This window comes from Paenibacillus sp. 01T424 (assembly GCF_056398745.1).
Genome location: NZ_JBFTPZ010000017.1, coordinates 34,804 through 54,289, shown reverse-complemented (window position 1 = coordinate 54,289; position 19,486 = coordinate 34,804). Strand labels below are relative to the sequence as shown.

Here is a 19,486-nt window from a genome sequence, read left to right as displayed (position 1 = left end):
TAAGAGATCATACGAAGCGACTAGGCCGACACACTCTCTATATGGAGAAAGAGCTCGGTCCTTTTTTGCGTGTGGTAAAAGTTGGTTGACATGTCTTTACCCTAATGATAGGATAAAAGTATACTAAAACTAGGAAATATGATTTTAAGATAAATGCAGCAAGGAGGCATGGGCATGAATCAACATAGTGAACAGAGCCAGCTTGATCTTCGGTTATTTCGTATATGGTTCAAAGCATCTAAGGCAGTTGGCGACAATGTGCGCAAGGATATTGAAAGCCATGGCATTAGTCAGGAACATTTTATGATATTGGAGCTTTTGTATAGCAAGGGGCCTCATCCGATACAGAAAATAAGTGAAAAGTTCTGCATTCCAAGCGGCAGCATTACCTATGTTGTTGATAAGCTTGAGAAAAAAGGATATGTGAGACGAGAGCCAAGCGCTACCGACCGTAGAGGCTCAAACGTCATTCTTACCGAAGCGGGACAAATGCTGTTTGATGATATTTTTCCGAAGCATGCGGATGTCATTACACGCAATTTCAGTTCTGTAAGCAACGAGGATAAAGAGAAGCTGATTGAGCTATTAAAAACGATCGGCATTAATGCAGAACAACTGAGCGAATAACATAAAAGTTTAAGGGGATGTATCAGATGACAACGATTAATCTTGCTATTATATATTACAGTGTAACGGGAACAAATTATCAAATGGCGCAGTGGGCAGCAGAGGGTGCGAAAGCAGCTGGAGCTGAGGTGAAAATATTGAAGACGCCTGAGCTTGCCTCAGAAGAAGCAATACAAGCTAACCCCATCTGGAGAACTCATGTTGCAGAGACGCAAGATATACCTGAGGTTACCTATAAGGATCTGGAATGGGCGGACGCTATTATATTTAGTATTCCATCACGCTTTGGCGGTATGCCTGGTCCTGTTAAGCAGTTTCTTGATTCGACAGGCTCACTTTGGTTTAACGGCAAGTTAGTCAATAAAGTAGTCAGCGGAATGACTTCGGCTCAGAATGCTCATGGCGGTCAAGAGCAAACCATCCTTGGACTGTACACTTCGATGTACCATTGGGGAGCGATAGTAGCTGCACCGGGTTATTCGAGTCCAGTTACCTTTGAAGCTGGCGGCAATCCATATGGGACAAGCGTGACAGTGCAAGGCGGGAAAATGGTTGAGGATGTAAAAGCAGCAGTGGAATATCAAGCTAAGCGTACAGTCAATGTTGCGCAGTGGGTCAAGCAAGGGCTCGCTCAAGCTTAAGCAGAAAATAAGAAGAGGCAGAGGGATACTGCCTCTTTTTTTTGTGCTATTATGGTATGGTAATCGCAGCGATCTTCGATGAACAATGGGTATGACAGCCTTGAAAGGCGGGAATTACGGTGAACGCAAGCAAAAGTACATTTTGGAAGTCCTATATGAGCGGTTTAAAATTGCATGTTGCCATAGCCGACTATACGAAGGTGCCGCTTTCGTGGAAGGACGATAATTATACGACGGATGTGAATAAGCTATATTATATCCAAGAGGGCGAAGGGTACATTAAGGCCGGGAATCAAATTTATTATCCAAAGCCCGGTGATCTGTGTCTGCTGCCCGCAGATGTCGTACAATCCTATGGAACGATTAATACGAATACTTACGGGAAATATTGGTGCCACTTCACTGCAAAAATAGATAATTTCAACCTGTTTCAACTGCTCGAAATGCCCGTCATGATATCGATATCCGATCACGAAGGCTTGAAGGGTAAATTTGAAAGGCTGGTACACCATCATAAGAGTGAAGACTGGACATCCGAGCTGCAGCTGCAGTCGGCGTTTCTTGAGATTATGGCCATGATGCTGGAGCAGGCTGAGGATGTGACAATCAAAACACCGGCAACCAGCTCATTTGAGAAGCTGAATGTCGTGCTGACCTATATTGAAGAGCATTTATCGGAAAATATTACAGTAGATACTCTTGCTCAGCTTGTACATTTTCACCCTAATTATTTTATACGCATGTTCAAAAATACGACAGGGCTCTCACCTATTCAATATGTGAATCGCAAGCGTATGGACAAAGGACGGCAGCTGCTATCCTTTACTTCACTTAGCATCTCGGCAATAGCTGAATCTCTAGGTATGGACGCCACTTATTTCTCTCGTTTATTCAAAGAGTATATGGCTTTGTCACCGAGCGAATATAGGGAGCTTTCACTGAAATGATTAATTAATAAACCGTCGCTATTTAAGGCGACGGCTTTTTTTTGTGAGTACAAACAAAATGTTTCCATTTTCTTCACAGGAGGGAATTGAAAGGCGCTAATTTTACCCATATATTAGATAATGAAAAGGTAAATGGAAGGGAGTGTTATGCCATTAACAAACTTTATAAAAAGAATATTAGTTTCTTTATTGCTTCAAGCTTCATTATCATATTGCTGGATCTTCTATTTGCTAATTCTGTTCTAATTAAAGAGAACGATCAGCTGCTGACGCTTGGCATTGCATTAGATTTTGTCGTTGTTATTCCTTTATTGCTGTACTTTCTATGGTTTCGCAAGCTGAATTTCAAGATCGCATCCATCATACCTTTTGCTCTTCTGGGTTATTTAGCATTAGCGTTATTTGTACCAAACACCGATCAAGAAACGATGAACGCTATAAAATATTTTCTTATTCCGCTGCCGCCTTTTATTTTAGCTTTAAAAATCTATGATATTGCGGCTGCCTATAAGCGTTATAAAAAAGTGGATAATCATCCTATAGAAACACTTCGGAAAAGTCTAGAAGAGACCATTCGCCATCCCAAAATTGCAGCTTTACTCACTCATGAATTATCTGTTTTTTATTACACCTTGTTCGCATGGAGAGAAACACCTTTCATTCGAACGGGGTCTGCCTCGTTTAGTTATCATAAAAACTCTAACAAACTGATAACCTTACTCGTATTTTCGAAAATATTGATTATTGAAGGGGTATGCATGCACATTCTGCTTGCGCAATGGTCGCATACCGCTGCATGGTTACTCTCATTAGGAAATGTATATATTATTATGCTGCTAGTTGCTGATTACCGAGCGATGTGCTTAAATCCTATTTTGGTATCAGATCAACAAATAAGGTTTCAGTATGGCATTCAGATGTATTCGGATATGAATATCAATACGGTTGCATCCATTTCGGCCATTACATTCGAGAAATTAGCTAAGGATAAAATGAAAAAAACGATAAAGATTCTGGACACAGAACCTAATGTGCATATGATATTAAAAGAAGAAATCACGGTTATTACGGCGTTTGGGATTCGAGAACAAGTTGACCAAATCTATTTATTTGTAGATAAACCTCTTGAATTTCAAACGAAATGCCATCAGTTGATGGAGGCAAGCAAAAAGGACAGCGAATAGTTCGCTTGCCCTGTTATGCTTTCGGATTCATATTTTCTCTAACGAACTGTATCATGCTTATTAAGCAAAAAATGATCTTTTTCAAACGCTAACGAACCTGATTATCGTTATATCATGCTCTACAGGATGATACGAGCTGTTTTTCTCGAAATAGCGATGCTGGAGTTCGTTGCCATAATAATTGCTTGCGAATGGTTTAAATAAGAGCTGCTGAGTTCGTAACAGCGGTGCAGCGTACGCCAAAAACAAAGGAGCTAAGCGGATTCAAATCGCTTAGCTCCTTTGTTATTCCGAACTTTTTCCCATGATTAGGATTGTTCTGCACAACTAGTTCTTTTGGGACAACCTTTATGCTGCAAGTATAAGAACTCCGATGGAATCAAGGATAAAAGCTGTTTGCAGGCGTAGTTGTCGAACACCAGCGGGAATTGAATAGTGATCTGATCAAAATATCCTTCGCTTCATCCGTGCCGATATAGCGCAGTGCTTCTAGAGCATGAGCTCTTACATAACGGTTCTCATCATCGAGTACTGCCGCCAAAGCGGGAACGGCTGCTGCCGCTGTAGCACCCATGCGGGACAAGGACAGCCCAGCTGTAAATCGTACTTGAACATCCTCATCGGACAAGGCTGTAATAAGACCCTTCACTGCAATTTCTGAAGAATTAGACAAAATGCCAAGTGCTTCAACGACTGCAATTCTTACTGTCGCATCGGAGTGGGACAGAAGTTCAACAAGCTTTGGAAGCGCGGATTCAGCATAGCTGCGAAGCTCGCCAAGTGCGAATATAGCATGTTGTACAGTCTCTGAGCGATCGCTCTCTAGTGCGTCGATCAATCCGCTTACTGCATCTGAGCCTGCGATGGACAGTCCATAAGCAGACGTGCGTGATACGTCTAATCTCTCATGATGAAGACCAGCCAGCAGTACTTTCACGCCTGGAGCGCCATATTTAGCAAGCTCATAGGCAGCATTCAAGGCATTTGGTTCGAAGCTATCTTCCAAAGCCGTTGCCAGTGCGGCTAATTTCTCTTCGTTTGCTTCCGCAGTGTTTGCTAGACTGCCTAGCTTACCTGACATCCAGTTCCATGTTTCTTCCCACATGTCTTCGTGGTTTGCGATTGGCAGGGCAAGGTCAGCAGGCTCTTTCCACTCGGAAATCAGATTATTCCATGAAGGCTTAGTTGGAACAGCTGTACGCATAAATTCAAATTTAAGCATGTAACGAGCATTGCCTAATACATTTGGTGTTGAACGGTGCCAGATATCATAGTGGATGAGTGCAAATGTACCTGCTTCACCGCTAGCGTAAGCTTCTCCTTGCACCTCGTCAGAAGCAAAGGTGCGTGATTCATAGTTTTGGGTGCCAGGCACAACGCTAGTAGGCCCAAGCTCAATTGGCGTGTTTTGCGGGAAGTACATAATCATAGCCCACCATGGGTGGTGGTTGCGCATACGGGAGTAGCCCCAGTAGCTGTCCTTATGCCAACCACCAGCAACCGGCTGTGCATTAAAGTGGCCATGGCGATGGGCATGCAGCATGTAATTTGGACCCAGTACGCTTGTTAATGCGCCTGTAATAACGGGGCTGTCGAAAGCCTGTTGTATTTCTCGGATTCGCGGCAGCAGGTTGTTGCCGGGATTGCCTTCCTCGTCATATACTTTTCCAAGTTCAGCTGTCATGGCTTGATGGAAGGATTCAGGGAAATCTGTTTTTAGAATAAGAAAGCCTTCAGTTATAAACTTTTGCATTTGTTCGTCAGTGAGTAGAAGCGGTGATTGATTCATATAATGGATGACCTCCTAATGTTGTGGTGATAAACCGATTATATGAGAAGTCGGACCAATGCTACATACACGAAACTAAGTGAAGCTTGCATAAAACTAACTTCCTGTTTGTCAGCCAAAAAAGCTGCTCATTTGAGCAGCTTTTTAATATTTTTTAATTTTCCTGCATAAGGAGGGAAGACGAGTCCAAGCTCAAACTTGGTGCTTTTCTTCAATATACTCTTCTGATGCGAGAACAGATCAAAGCTGTATTTGCCATGATAGGCTCCTACACCTGAGCTGCCAACACCGCCAAATGGCAAATAGGGATTAGAGACGTGCATAATCGTATCGTTAATACAGCCGCCGCCGAAGGAAACACGGCTCATAACCTCATCCTCCAGCGCTTTATTCTCTGTAAATAAGTAAAGGGAAAGCGGCTTTGGATGGGCGTTAATCATTCGAATGGCCTCATGGTTATCTCGGTACTCCATGACAGGCAAAATAGGGCCAAATAATTCTTCTGACATCGCCGCGCTATCCCATGAAACACCATCCAGTATTGTCGGTTCGATAAAGAGGTCTGCGCGGTCTGTGTCTCCTCCATAAACGATGCTGGCTTTGTCTTGCTCCAGAATGGAAGCAAGCCTGTCAAATTGACGTTGATTAATGATTCGACCATAATCTTTGTTGCTTTGTATAGAAGATCCATAGAAGGATTGGATGACTTCCTTCATTTTTGCGACCAGCTTTTCTTTAATATCCTGATGAGCCAGCACATAATCGGGTGAAATACAGGTTTGGCCGGTATTCATTAATTTGCCCCAGATAATCCGCTTGGCAGCGATCTCGAGATTAGCGGTAGAATCTACAATGACAGGGCTTTTTCCTCCGAGCTCAAGCGTGACAGGCACAAGGTTTTTGGCAGCCGCCTCCATAACGATTTTGCCCACCGCGATGCTGCCTGTGAAAAAAATATAATCAACCGGCGCGTGGATGAGCAATGAGGTCGTTTCCTTCTCCCCCTCCATGACTTTAATGTAGGTGGGATCAAAGGTTTCATTTATGATTTTACTTATTAAAGCTGAAACATGAGGCGAGCTTTCGGATGGTTTGAGAATGGCACAATTGCCTGCGGCAATGGCTCCGATAAGCGGCTCGATGACAAGCTGGAATGGATAGTTGAAGGGACCAATTATTAAAGCTGTGCCGTAGGGCTCCTTCATAATACGGCTGGAAGATGGAAACAGATAAATCGGTGTTTTCACCTTCTGCGGCTTCATCCACTTTTTGAGATGCTTAATGACATGTCGAATGCTATTGGTTACGATTATAATTTCTGTCATATGGGTCTCTAGTTCGCTTTTGCGAAGGTCTTGGTAAAGCGCCTCGACGATTTCCTGCTCATGACGCTGTATGGCTTGCAGCAATCGTTGCAATTGATTCAGCTTAAAGCGCAGCTCCTTGGTCTGGCCTTGTTCGAAAAATGTTTTTTGCTCTAGCACAATCTGTTCAATATCTTCTGCTCTTAATGAACTCATTCCGCAACCCTCCTTACCTATCCACATATTAACAGGTAATGAAACGAACTTCCACTTGGATATTGAGTTAGCGATCTCATTTTTTTTGCATATTAACACACAAAGAAAAACAGGGTACCCGTCCTCTGAAAATCAAAGAGGGATATCCTGTTTAGATGGTATTAAAGTGCTTCTTTAATGATCTTTTTGTAATAAGAGACGGAAAGAATTCCGAATATGGAGTAAAGGATGGTATATAGCAGCATGACTATAATCATCGGAGTTAAAAGCTCTGTTCCAAAGAAAAACCATCCGGATTTGACTGCAAAGTAGCTGTGAAGCAGCCCAACCACTAAGGGAATRCCAAAGTTGAACATTTGTTTTATTTTTATGCCCCTTAACAAATCAGCCCTTGTGAAGCCGAGCTTTCGAAGGATGGTATAGTTCGGCTTTTCCTCTTCGCTTTCTCCCATCTGCTTAAAATAGAGAATATTGCCGGATGTGATAAGAAAGGTTAATCCAAGGAAAGCAACGATAAACATAATCAAGCCCATCGTTTGTTTTTGCTGGTTGCTTGTATTAAGCTGAGAATCATTTCTGTTGTGCTCAGAGAACTTCATCTCATTGAATAGCTGAGTCGCTTCTTTTAGATCAGAACGATCTTTCATATTAATTCCGATATGCAGGGTAGAGTGTTTCTGAATAGCCGGATCAAGATGATTATTTAAGCGCTCAAAAACAGAATCATCGACGATAACTACAGGCAATCCGCCGCTTTTAAACCACCAAGAGACGATGGGCTGCTCCTTAAGTCCGATATATTGTTGTGGAATACTTTGAGTAGGATTCACTAGCTGTACAGGCCCTGAGTCCTTCAAAGACATGAATTGTTTGAGCATGCTGCTGTAACCAGAGAGATAGACCTCGTCTTGAGACAGTTTAATACCGTCAACAGATTTTTCGCTGACAACGGGCAAGGTCATAATACCCGTAGCCCCATTCACGCTTACCACTTCAAGATTGTTATTCATAATACTCTTCAAATTGACGTCTACCTGAATGACAGGAATCATTTTTTCGGTATGCGCCAGCTTGTTTTTGTTTAGCGCTTCTTTAAACTGCTCCGCGTCCTGAACGTTCATAAATGCAAAATGTTCGGGAACATTGTTTTTGGCTGTTTTTTCGGCAGAGTAATAAGAGATATAGCTTAAGGACAATAAGCCGATAGCAAGCGCCGACACGGTCGTAATGATGGTGAGCAGCAGCGCATTTGATTTCATCCGGAACATAATAGACGAGAGAGATAAGGTTTCATTTATGTTAAGGTAACCGTTTTTCTGCTTTCGGATCACGTTGAAAATAAAGCTGACCGATCCTTTATAGAAAAGGAAAGTTCCAAGGATAACCGAGCCGAGTATGCCGATCATGGCAGCAAAGAGCGCGGTCATCGTCACAAATTTACCTCCGAACAGTTCGGAAGAAATATAATAGCCAAGGGAAATGAGCAGCAGTCCGGCAATGCCGATTAGCATTTCCAGAATAGACACTCTTCTTGCTTTGCCTTCTGTGACGGAATTCACTCTAAACAGCGATAATATCGTTTGTTTTTTTATAAATAAATAATTCATCAACATAATCAGAAGATAAATAACTAAAAAAATAATTATAGTTTGCTTGAATGCTTGGGTGGAGAAATGGAGCTCTGCGGCCACCTCAACACCGATCGTTTTAAATAAAATCATAATAATTAATTTGGACACAGAGAAACCGACCAGAACCCCCAGCAGGATGGAGCCGAAATAAAGAAAAAAGTTTTCCAGCGTCAGAATGCGGAAAATTTTGTTTTTGGTCATTCCGATAAGCTGAAATAAGCCGATTTCCTTGCTGCGCCTTTTAATAAAGATGGTATTGGCGTACAGCAGAAAAATAGAAACGATTCCAACAAGCAAATAAGAAGCAGTCTTAATGGCGGCAGCCCCTTTAACAGAGCCTTTCGCCTCATCCATGGCAGGATCAAACTGCAGGGTGACAAAGGCGAAATAAAGAGCAGCGCTAAACACGAGAGCAAACACATAGAGATAATAATTTTTTAGATTCTTTTTTAGATTGCGGAAAATGAGTTGATTAATGCTCATGGTGCACCCCGCTTAGTACACTTTGTGTTGCCATAATATCGTTGAAGAATTTTTGCCGCGTTTGTTCTCCCTTATAAAGCTGAGAATAGATTTGTCCATCCTTGATGAAGATGACTCTGCTGCAATAGCTGGCAGCTACCGGATCGTGAGTGACCATGGCGATTGTAGCTTGTCTTTTTTGATTTAAACCACTCAGCTTGTTCAGTAAATCAGAGGCGGATTTGGAATCAAGGGCACCTGTCGGTTCGTCAGCGAAAATAATGCTTGGCTCATGAATGAAGGCTCTTGCAGCGGATGTACGTTGCTTTTGACCGCCAGATATTTCATTGGGATACTTATTGCGGAGCTCATAAATGCCAAGCTCGGTCGCTACCGCCTGAAATTTACGCTCGGCTTCTTTTTTTGGCGTCTTCGTAATTGACAGCGGCAATAAAATGTTTTCTTTGACCGTTAGCGTGTCTAACAAATTGTATTCCTGAAAAATAAAGCCTAAACGATTTTTACGAAATTCAGCCAATTGTTTTTCTTTTAACCCAGAAATAACTTTCCCTTCGATTTTAATCGAGCCGCTGCTAATGTGGTCAATCGATGAAAGCACGTTAAGCAAGGTTGTTTTTCCTGAGCCGGATGCGCCCATGATGCTGACGAATTCCCCTTTTTCAATGCTAATATCAAGCCCGCATAATACTTCCTGCTTATTGAATTTATTTCCATAAATTTTATGAATTTTGGTTGCTTCCAGAATGAACATGTGATTAACACTCTCCCTAGGTCTATTACTTGTATTGTAAATCGAATGTCCGATTAGTTCCTTCGAATGACCGAACAAATAATAGAAGCATGTGACAATGTTGTCACATGCTTGTGATACGAACGAATTCATTTCGTTGCGGGAAAGTTAAGGTGAACGCTGTTCCTGCTCCAAGCTCAGATTTGACATGGACACGGATCAACAGCGATTGAGCTGCTTTTTGAGCTAAATACAATCCCATGCCTGTTGCGGCGCTGTCTTGGTGCATCGTCGTCGATGTAAAGCCTTTATCGAAAATGCGAGGCAGATCCTTCGGGTCGATGCCGCGTCCATTATCAATAATTTCGAGGATAGTCTGCTGATTCCGCTGATAGCTCTTGATCACGATATCAGATGGCGGGCTATATTTTACAGCGTTGGTTAAAATCTGTCTGATGATAAAGGAAAGCCATTTCGCATCGCTCAGCGCTTTCGGTTCATCCAATTGAATATCAAAGCCTATCCCCTTCTGGATACACCATGATTGCAGCGTCTTGATTTCATCGAAGATGATCGTTTCCAAATCGGTGTTTTCGATATAGATATCATTTTCAATAAACGGTATGCGTCTCTGATGGAGCTGCTGGTCGAGCAGGAGGTGAATTCGCAGCCATTCATACGTCAAATGCGTTTTCATTCCTTCATCCTGTATACGGTCTATCATGAGACGCATCGCGGTTAGCGGCGTTTTTACCTCGTGTATCCAAGATAACAGCTCATCCTTCTCATGCTCCAAAATCATCCGATTGTTCATTGCAGCGTGCTTCAGCAGTTCCGCTTGATTCGTCATGCTTTTTTCGATCACTTTCTCAAACGGGCTCTCCGGCTCAGCCATGCTCGTAGTATCCAGGCTGATGTCTCGCTCCTCTAAGCTTCTGATGAACCTTGTTTCTTTATGATACCGGATGACGAAATGGATGATAAAAATAATCGAAGATAAATAAAAGAGATAGATCATCGATTGCAGGGGAATCGTTGAATCTACATAAGCACAAACAAGAATCAGCAGCTGCAAAATAATAAACAACAGAATCCAGCTGCGCCGTTCCACTATATATTTTCTAATCATAATCATGCGCCTCTTCAACAGCCATATAGCCTTGTCCAATTTTCGTTTCAACAAAACGGCCCAGTTCAATTTCATCGAGCCTTTTGCGCAGCCGGTTCACATTCACAGTAAGCGTGTTGTCACTGACAAACCTTTTATCATCCCATAAGCTATTAATCAATTCTTCTCGGCTAACAATCTTATTTTTACGGTCAATGAGCATTTTTAAAATAAAGATCTCATTTTTGGTAAGCTCAATGGAGCCTTTATGATTGGAGACCAGATTTTTCTCATAATCAACCGTTGCGTCGCACCAGGTTTTAAGCTCGATATGTTCGGTATTGTAATTGTATACCCGCCGAAGAATAGCTTGTATTTTGACGATGAGCACATCGAAGTGAAAGGGCTTTTGTATATAATCATCCGCTCCAAGCTGCATAGACATGACGATGTCCGTCGGGTGGTCTCGCGAGGATAGGAAGATGATCGGGACGTTGGAGTGGGAACGTATCATTCTGCACCAATGAAATCCATCGAATTTTGGAAGCTGAATATCGATGATCACGAGGTCCGGCTTAATCGCGGTAAATTGCTGAATCACTTTCTCAAAGTCCGATATGCCATGTACCTCATATGACCACTGGGATAATCGGTCTTTTATCTCGTTAAATAACGTTGTGTCATCTTCAATTAACAATAGTTTAAACATAGAGTCACCGCTTTTTTAAAAGTTTATTACTATGAATTGTATAGGAAAATCCCTATGTATGCCATAAATGGCACGGAACAAAGTGCTGAATAGAGAGAGGGGATGAGAAAAGAAGGTTGTGCAACATTTTGTGCAAACGTTGTCATTTCAGGAGAAAAAGGTGAATTTCCGTGTCGAAATAGGTAAAAGGTGAGAAAAACAATTGACAGCGCTTTATTTTGAGTATTAATATGGGAATCAGCAAACGCTTTCATTGCGCTTTTATGACTGGAACAGCTGTTGTAGAAGAAGCGGTTAAAAAGTTTGCATTAATTATGTTATTTGTGCAAACGCTTGCATAAAATCTATAGCTGTTTAGACAGAAGTCAGGGGGTGTTGTTTTAACGAACTTTGGTGTAGTCAGAAGGTGCGAGTTGATGATTGAAAGGTGCAATGATCATAATTTGAGGAGGTTCATCCAAATGGGCTTTGCTTTAAAACGAAAGAAAATGATGTCTATCATGCTTATTGCAGCTATGATCTGGTCGATAGTGGGCGCAATACCGCTACATACGAACGCCGCGGCACCAACTCAGGTTGTTCTTGTCGGCGACTTGCAGAAGGGGCTCGGTAACAGCGAGAATTGGGACCCGAAAGCCGAGGTAACCAAGATGAGCGATAGCGGCAGCGGTTATTATACGTTTAAGGCTACGCTGCCAGCAGGCACATATGAATATAAAGTTGCTCTAAATGGAGGCTGGTTGGAAAGCTATGGCTTTGGTAATTACACGAATCCAAGCGGTGTGGATAGCGGCGGCAATATTAAGCTGACACTCTCCGAAGAGAAAGAAGTGACTTTTTATTATAACCACGATACACATAAAATTGCGGATTCTACCTATTACACCCAGGTAGCCAGCGACAAGCTGCCTCGGATTGTTGGGACTTTGCAGGTTCCGCTAGGGGAACCAAGTAACTGGGCACCAGAATCGGCGCTATCTGTTTTGACTGATACCGATCTGGATGGCGTCTACACGATAACGAAAGATGTACCCAAAGGGGATTACAAATTCAAAATCGTGCTTGGATCGACTTGGGATGACCAGACGTATCCAAAGGATGATCAATTGCTTAGTCTTCCTGCCGATCTTCCAGTAACGTTTAAATATAATGCGAATACAGAAGTAGTATCAGCAGATTTCAAAGCGCCAGTTGAACCGAGTCCGAGTCCAGATCCGGTTGACCCGAACCTCGATCCGATTCCGGCTAACCACCTGCGCATTCATTACAATCGGGCAGATGCTCTTTATGAGAATCAAGGAATATGGACATGGGAGCAGGTTGCCGCTCCTTCAACAGGCTGGCCGGGTGGCGCAACAGCTTTTCCAGCAGATAAGATAGACAGCTATGGTGCTTATGTTGATATTCCGATAGCTGTGAATGCCAAAAAAGTGGGCTTCCTTATCGTTAATCGATTAGATGGAGCTAAGGATGGCGGCGATAAAGCGGTAGCGATAAGCTCCCCTGCAGTAAATGAAATTTGGATTAAGGAGAACTCCGATAAAGTATCTTATTTCGAGCCGGTAGAGCTCCCAGCTAATACCGTTCGTATTCACTATGTAAGAGACGATAAAAAACAGAGTGCTTACGGTTTATGGCTGTGGGATCAGGTGGCAACTCCTTCGACAGGCTGGCCAACGGGCGCATCCGCTTTTACAGAGGAACAGGTTGACCGTTATGGCAGCTATGTCGATATTCCACTTCAAGAGAACGCGCAAAAAATTAGTTTTATTGTCGTTAATCGCACCTTGGGCGATGCGGATAAGGATGGAGGCAATCGCTCCTTCAGTCTTGTAAATCGTTACAATCAGCTCTGGATCAAGAAGGGAGATAATAATGTATACGTGTCCCCTTACTGGGAACTGCCTACAGCCCTTGAGTCCGCAGAGATCTTATCCGAGAGCAAACTCCTTCTCGGATTCACGATGACCGACGGTCTCGCAGCAGAGGAATTGAAAAATGCGATCACTATTACGGATAAGAACGGTACAGCTGTATCGATTAATCAAGTGGTGTTGAATGCTGATAAAAAAACAGCTATGGTCTCGGCCAACATTCAGCTGGATCAAACGCCTCTGAACGTAACTTATCAAGGGAGAACCGTATCCGCAGCTGCAGGCTGGAGAATGCTTGATGAGCTTTACAACTACGAAGGAAATGATCTTGGGGCTAGCTATCATTCTGGCAGCGTCGTTCTGAAGCTGTGGGCGCCAAAAGCAAGCTCAGTCGTAGCCAATGTCTATGATAAAGCCGATTCCACTAAGCTAGTTGGCAGTGCTAGTTTGACGAAAGGCGACAAAGGCGTTTGGACGGCAGCTATCGCGCCAACTGATCTCACAGGTCAAGACATAACCGATCTGAAGGGGTATTTTTATCAATATGAAGTGACGAATGATGGGGTTACGAAACAAGTACTCGACCCGTACGCGAAATCGATGGCGGAGTTTAGAGTGAATACGAAAGGTGAAACCGGTCCAGATGGCGATGCAGTTGGCAAAGCGGCAATCGTTGATCTAGGTGCGACTGATCCTGCCGCAGACTATGATTTTGCCAAAATTGACGGCTATGARAAACGAGAGGACGCGATTATTTGGGAGGCGCATATTAGAGACTTTACGTCCGATCCATCCGTAGCTGATGATCTTAATGCGAGATGGGGCTCTTATAACGCGTTCAAGGATAAGCTGTCTTATATTAAATCATTAGGCGTTACTCATATTCAGCTGCTTCCAGTTATGGCTTGGTATTATGGCGACGAAGCTCAGATGGGAACAAGAGAACTGGAATACTCTGCACAAAACAACGAATACAACTGGGGTTATGATCCGCATAGCTACTTCTCACCGGATGGCGCTTATTCGGAGGATGCGGCAGATCCCGAGCTGAGAGTAAAGGAATTAAAAGGACTCATTGATGCGATTCATGATGAAGGTATGGGGGTTGTCCTTGATGTCGTCTACACCCATATGGCCAAAGCAAGCTTCTTAAACGATATCGTACCTAATTACTACGCATTCCAAGATGCAAATGGTAACAACATCGGCGGATTCGGCAACAACCTTGCTACCTCTCACAAAATGGCGGAGAAGCTAATGGTTGATTCGGTTAAGTACTGGTTTGATGAATATAAAATCGACGGCATGCGCTGGGATATGATGGGCGACGCTACCTATGATTCCGTGCAGAATGCTTACGATGCAGCAGCGAGTATTAATCCGAATGCCTTGTTTATCGGTGAAGGCTGGGTAACGTTCGGGGGCGATGCTTCTGATCCTGCTTTGAAGGGCAAAGGCGCAGACCAAAAATGGATGGATAAAACAGACAGCGTAGGCGTTTTCTCCGATGAGATTCGTAATGAATTGAAATCCGGTTTCGGCTCGGAGGGCGAGCCAAGATTTATAACAGGTGGAGCAAGAAGCGTGGCGACGATCCTGAATAATATCAAGGGGCAGCCAAGCAACACGCCTGCTGATGACCCGGGAGACATGGTGCAGTATATTGAAGCCCATGACAACTTGCCGCTGTATGATGTTATTGCCCAGTCGATTAAGAAAGACCCGGCTATAGCGGCTAATGATCTGGAAATTCATAAACGGATACGTCTGGGCAATTTGCTCATTCTAACCTCTCAAGGTACGGCTTTCCTTCATGCTGGTCAAGAATATGGCAGAACGAAGCAGTGGCTTGGGGCAGGAGTGCCGGAGCAGAAATACCACGAGCTGAAAGATGCAGCCGGAACCTCATTTGGTTATTTCATTCATGATTCCTATGATTCCTCCGATGCAATCAATAAATTTGACTGGCAGAAGGCGACGAATGCTGAGCAATATCCAGTCAATCATGTAACGAAGGAGTACACAGCAGGACTAATTGAACTTCGGAAACATACGGATGCCTTCCGTTTAGGCGAAAAGGACCTCGTTGATTCCAATGTCACGCTCATTCCTGCGAAGGAAATGAAAGATAACGATCTTGTGATTGGCTACAAAAATAAAGCAACAGACGGCACCGGCAATTATTATGTATTTATGAATGCTGATCGTACAGCAAGAACGCTAACGTTATCAGAGGATTTAACTACAGGCACAGTGCTAGTAGATAATGATGAAGCGGGGATTTCGGCGGTTTCTGTGCCATCCGGCTTTGAGCTGACAGCGAGCTCGATTATGCTTGAGCCGTTGACCGCAGTCATTATTAAGATGGAAGCGGCAGCGCCTGTGCTGAACGCGCTTGAGCTGGATAACGCTAACTATCCTTTGCAGGTTGGAACGACCCATCAAACGGTAGTTTATGCGAAATACAGCGACGGCAGCAAAAGAAAAGTAACGAGCGGTGTTGTATATTCTTCGAATAAGCCCGATATTGCTTCTGTAACAACAGGAGGCCTTGTTAAGGCAAACAGCTTAGGAAATGCAACGATCACAGCTACGTATAACGGAATATCCGTGAGCGCTGTAGTTGCTGTAAAAACGGAATCAATCAAACGGTATGTCCAAATCAACTACATTCGTCCGGATAAAAACTATCAGGACTGGAATATGTGGATATGGAACACCGGTGTGAAAAATGATCAAATCAACTTTGATAAAATCGAAAATGGCATTGCAACAGTCATGCTTGAAATTTCGCAGGATGCGACCAATGTGGGCTTCGTGCTTCGTAAAGGAACAGACTGGAACACGGCGAAGCAGGATATACCAGACGATCGCGTGATTCCGATCTCGCCAGGGGCTGCTTTTACGAAAGTAAATATAACGAGTATGGTAAATCAGCTGGGTATTTTGCCAACTATCACCGGACCAGTTCTAAAAGATGGTGGCATTACCTTCCTGTACCGGGATGATGCTCTATTTGAAAAAGGACGCTCAAGTGATTTGACCGGGGTTAAGGTAAAGGTGAATGGTGCAGAGCATGAAATGGTTTATGATGCTGCGAAGGAGTGGTTTACTTATTCACTTGCAAATGTAGAAGGCGGCACAAACGAATATACCTTCCTTGTGAAGAAGAAAGACGAAGCAACCGTTGAAATAACCGATCCCAAAAATACGACCAATGGCAAATCAGTCATTACGTATCGGAAGCCTGTCGTAACGATGACGACATCGGTTCATCCAGCTGCGATTTCGTATAATGAAAGCGCGGTGCTCAAATTACAGGCATCAGCATCAGAAGAAGTCGTATTTACTGAAGGGTATATGGATTTAACGGCAGTAGGTGGATTAGCTAAAGTGCCTTTCGACACCAAGCTGTTTGCACAAACGATTGCCGTGAAAGACACAGTTACAGCGGGAGTAAAAGAAATACCCGTTACACTCATCGATGAGTACGGCAACAAGCACACGCATACAGCCACAATAACGGTAAAAGCTAGAACCTTTGCTGGCAATCTCGACTTTGATTGGGATGAGGCGCGTATCTATTTCGCGCTAACTGATCGGTTTGCGGATGGGGATTGGGCCAATAATGCGGATGTAGATAAAGATCACCTTGAAGCCTACCACGGCGGTGATTTCCAAGGCATGATCGACAAGCTGGATTATTTGCAGGAGCTGGGCATTAATACGCTGTGGATCACTCCGATTGTCGATAATATCGATTTCAACAAAGGCGTAGATTTTAACACCAAGCAGTACGGCTATCATGGCTACTGGGCTAAAGATTTCACGAAGCTTGATGAGCATCTGGGTGATATGGATACGTTTAAGGAACTAATTAACAAAGCTCACGACAAGGGCATCAAAATTATGGTCGACGTGGTGCTTAACCATACCGGCTACGGCTTAAAAGCTGAGGATAACCGTCCAGGCATTACGCCGGAGGACAAAGCTCGCTTTGAAGGGATGCTCAGAACAAATAGCGTTCAAGCCAGCACCAATCCAATTGAAGGAGAACTGGATGGTTTGCCGGACTTCAAGACAGAGGACCCTGCCGTTCGTGAGAAAATGATTGAATGGCAAGCAGGCTGGCTGGAGCGTGCTAGAACGGATCGCGGCGACACGATTGATTTCTTCCGCGTGGATACAGTGAAGCATGTAGAGAGCACAACGTGGAAAGCGTTCAAAAATGCGTTGACGACTATCGATCCAAGCTTCAAGCTGATCGGTGAAAATTTTGGCGCTTCAATCGACGGTGACGGCGGCATGCTGCGCAGCGGCCAAATGGACAGCTTGCTCGATTTTAGCTTTAATGACAGAGCCAAAGATTTTACAGATGGGAAGATTGATGCTGTCGATGCTTATCTAGCAGACCGGGAAACGAAGCTGGATAACACAGCAATGATGGGGCAGTTCCTAAGCAGCCACGATGAGGATGGTTTCCTGTCTGAGTTTGTGAAAGGAGACAAAGGCAAGCTGAAAATCGCAGCAGCCCTTCAAATCACGGCGAAAGGCCAGCCCGTCATTTATTACGGCGAGGAGCTTGGCCGCTCAGGTCCTAATGCTCGTGACTTGAAAGCAGGCTTGTTAAGCGAAAACCGTTCAGATATGCCATGGGATCAATTGACGGCAGAACAAGCACTGCATGATCATTACGAGAAGCTGCTCAATATTCGGGCGAAGTTCTCGAAGGTTTATTCGAAAGGCTTGCGTACCAAGCTTGCTGGATCGGATACACTAGCCTATTTAGCATTTAATAAACAATTTAACGGCGTAAATATTGTAACGATCATTAACACAGCCGTGGAGAGCAAGTCGGTTACGCTGGAAGTTCCTTTCGCAGTTGGAGCTAAGGCAAAGGATGAGTACAGCGGAACGGTTTACACGGTGAAGGATAATGGACAGGTGACGGTTGAAGTGCCGGGCAGAAACGAAGGCGGAACGGTTATTTTGAGTGAGGTAGCGGATAATGTTCCAACACCTACGACGCCGATTACACCACAGCCAGCTGATGTCCAAGTGATTGATAATGACATCTTGCGCAGCGGCAAGGATGGTAAAGTGTCGGTACAATTTGTCGATGGAAAACATTCGGTACAATTGCCGCTTGATGCAGCAGCAGTACTGGCAGGCAATAACTTGGAGCTGAAGGCAGCTGGCATTACAATGACGCTGTCAAATGAACTATTGGCTTCTATTAAAGGACTTGTGTCTGTGAGTGAAGCGGACGGGGCTCGTATCGTATTCGAGGCAAAACCGTTGAATACTGCAGATGCGGACGCTTTGGTTGACCGAACTCAGGATGTTCAAGCTAAGCTGAAAGCGGGCTCTCTGGTTTATGATTTCAACTTAAGCATCGTAACGAAGGCTGGAAAAGTGATTCCGGTTACGAAGTTTGAGAAGCCAATCCTACTCAGCTTCCAGCTTAACCCGAACGCAAACCAAGACATCGTTGGTATCTATTATGTGAGTGATGCTGGCAAGCTGGAATACATCGGTGGCACGCTTAAGGTTGAGATGATTACGGCTGAGGTATTCCATTTCAGTAAATATGCAGTTCTTGAGTACGATAAATCATTTACGGATGTGCCAGCTAGTCACTGGGCTAACGCAGCGATTAAATCACTGGCTGCGAAGCACATTGTTTCGGGCATTAATGAGAAGCAGTTTGCACCGCAAGCTAACGTAACGAGAGCAGAATTTGCAGCTATGCTTATCCGTGCTCTTGGAGTGAAAGCTGAAGGCACGGCAAGCTATAGCGATGTAGAAGTGGGCAAATGGTATTCCGCTTATGTGGCGACAGCTAGCAAGCTAGGCATTATAAAAGGCCGCAGCAACTCGGCGTTTGCACCAAATGAAACGATAAGCCGCGAGGAAATGGCTGTCATGATCATGCGAGCGTATGAGGTTAGAAAGGGAGCGGCTGCAGCTTCGGCGGCAGAGGAAACAACATTCACTGACAGCAGCCAAATTAGCAAATGGGCGGAAGCATCGGTTGCGGCTGCTGCTAAGCTAGGGCTCGTTCAAGGCAGAGCAAACGAAACATTTGCGCCGAAAGGGAAAATGACACGTGCAGAAAGTGCACAGGTCATCTATAAGCTTTTAGGGAAATAAGCATTTCTTTAATGTAAGGGTTAGAAAGTTGGCAAATCATTATGTCTAACATGATGTAGTTGCTGAAACAGACAAAAGCCGGGCTTCTCC

General features: G+C 43.9%; 11 protein-coding genes. 5 read left to right on the top strand and 6 right to left on the bottom strand.

The window, feature by feature from the left end; all coding sequences use genetic code 11:
- Positions 1–174: 174 nt before the first annotated feature.
- The 4 genes from AC1DPK_RS14940 (at position 175) to AC1DPK_RS14925 (ending at position 3,399) form a co-directional block, all read left to right on the top strand.
- Positions 175–627, top strand: coding sequence for a MarR family winged helix-turn-helix transcriptional regulator (locus AC1DPK_RS14940; RefSeq protein ID WP_477510818.1), 453 nt, complete (start codon positions 175–177; stop codon positions 625–627).
- 26 nt (positions 628–653) lie between these two features.
- Complete coding sequence (gene wrbA / locus AC1DPK_RS14935) at positions 654–1,268, top strand: NAD(P)H:quinone oxidoreductase (RefSeq protein WP_076268782.1); 615 nt, start codon at positions 654–656, stop codon at positions 1,266–1,268.
- Between the two features lie 119 nt (positions 1,269–1,387).
- Complete coding sequence (locus AC1DPK_RS14930) at positions 1,388–2,215, top strand: AraC family transcriptional regulator (protein ID WP_083682118.1); 828 nt, start codon at positions 1,388–1,390, stop codon at positions 2,213–2,215.
- 86 nt (positions 2,216–2,301) lie between these two features.
- On the top strand, positions 2,302–3,399 hold the full coding sequence (locus tag AC1DPK_RS14925; protein ID WP_477510817.1) for a hypothetical protein: 1,098 nt from the start codon (positions 2,302–2,304) through the stop codon (positions 3,397–3,399).
- A 379-nt stretch (positions 3,400–3,778) separates the two neighbouring features.
- Here AC1DPK_RS14925 and AC1DPK_RS14920 read toward each other — a convergent pair whose 3' ends face one another.
- From AC1DPK_RS14920 to AC1DPK_RS14895, 6 genes are all read right to left on the bottom strand, one after another.
- The gene (locus AC1DPK_RS14920; RefSeq protein WP_441878627.1) at positions 3,779–5,188 is read right to left on the bottom strand and encodes a HEAT repeat domain-containing protein; all 1,410 of its coding nucleotides are present in this window, start codon (positions 5,186–5,188) and stop codon (positions 3,779–3,781) included.
- Positions 5,189–5,316: 128 nt separating this feature from the next.
- Positions 5,317–6,735, bottom strand: coding sequence for an aldehyde dehydrogenase (locus tag AC1DPK_RS14915; RefSeq protein ID WP_441878625.1), 1,419 nt, complete (start codon positions 6,733–6,735; stop codon positions 5,317–5,319).
- Between the two features lie 134 nt (positions 6,736–6,869).
- Positions 6,870–8,822 carry an FtsX-like permease family protein gene (locus AC1DPK_RS14910; RefSeq protein WP_441878623.1) on the bottom strand — a complete coding sequence of 651 codons (1,953 nt, stop codon included), beginning with the start codon at positions 8,820–8,822 and terminating at the stop codon, positions 6,870–6,872.
- Positions 8,812–9,573, bottom strand: a complete 762-nt coding sequence (locus AC1DPK_RS14905; protein WP_441908051.1) for an ABC transporter ATP-binding protein — start codon at positions 9,571–9,573, stop codon at positions 8,812–8,814. The genes AC1DPK_RS14910 and AC1DPK_RS14905 overlap by 11 nt, the downstream gene beginning before the upstream one ends.
- 103 nt (positions 9,574–9,676) lie before the next feature.
- The gene (locus tag AC1DPK_RS14900) at positions 9,677–10,681 is read right to left on the bottom strand and encodes an ATP-binding protein (protein WP_441878619.1); all 1,005 of its coding nucleotides are present in this window, start codon (positions 10,679–10,681) and stop codon (positions 9,677–9,679) included.
- On the bottom strand, positions 10,674–11,369 hold the full coding sequence (locus AC1DPK_RS14895) for a response regulator (RefSeq protein WP_477510816.1): 696 nt from the start codon (positions 11,367–11,369) through the stop codon (positions 10,674–10,676). The genes AC1DPK_RS14900 and AC1DPK_RS14895 overlap by 8 nt, the downstream gene beginning before the upstream one ends.
- 461 nt (positions 11,370–11,830) lie before the next feature.
- Here AC1DPK_RS14895 and AC1DPK_RS14890 point away from each other — a divergent pair, with 461 nt between their 5' ends.
- Positions 11,831–19,396 (top strand): pullulanase, encoded by a 7,566-nt coding sequence (locus AC1DPK_RS14890; RefSeq protein ID WP_477510815.1) that lies wholly within the window; start codon positions 11,831–11,833, stop codon positions 19,394–19,396.
- The last annotated feature ends 90 nt before the right edge of the window (positions 19,397–19,486 follow it).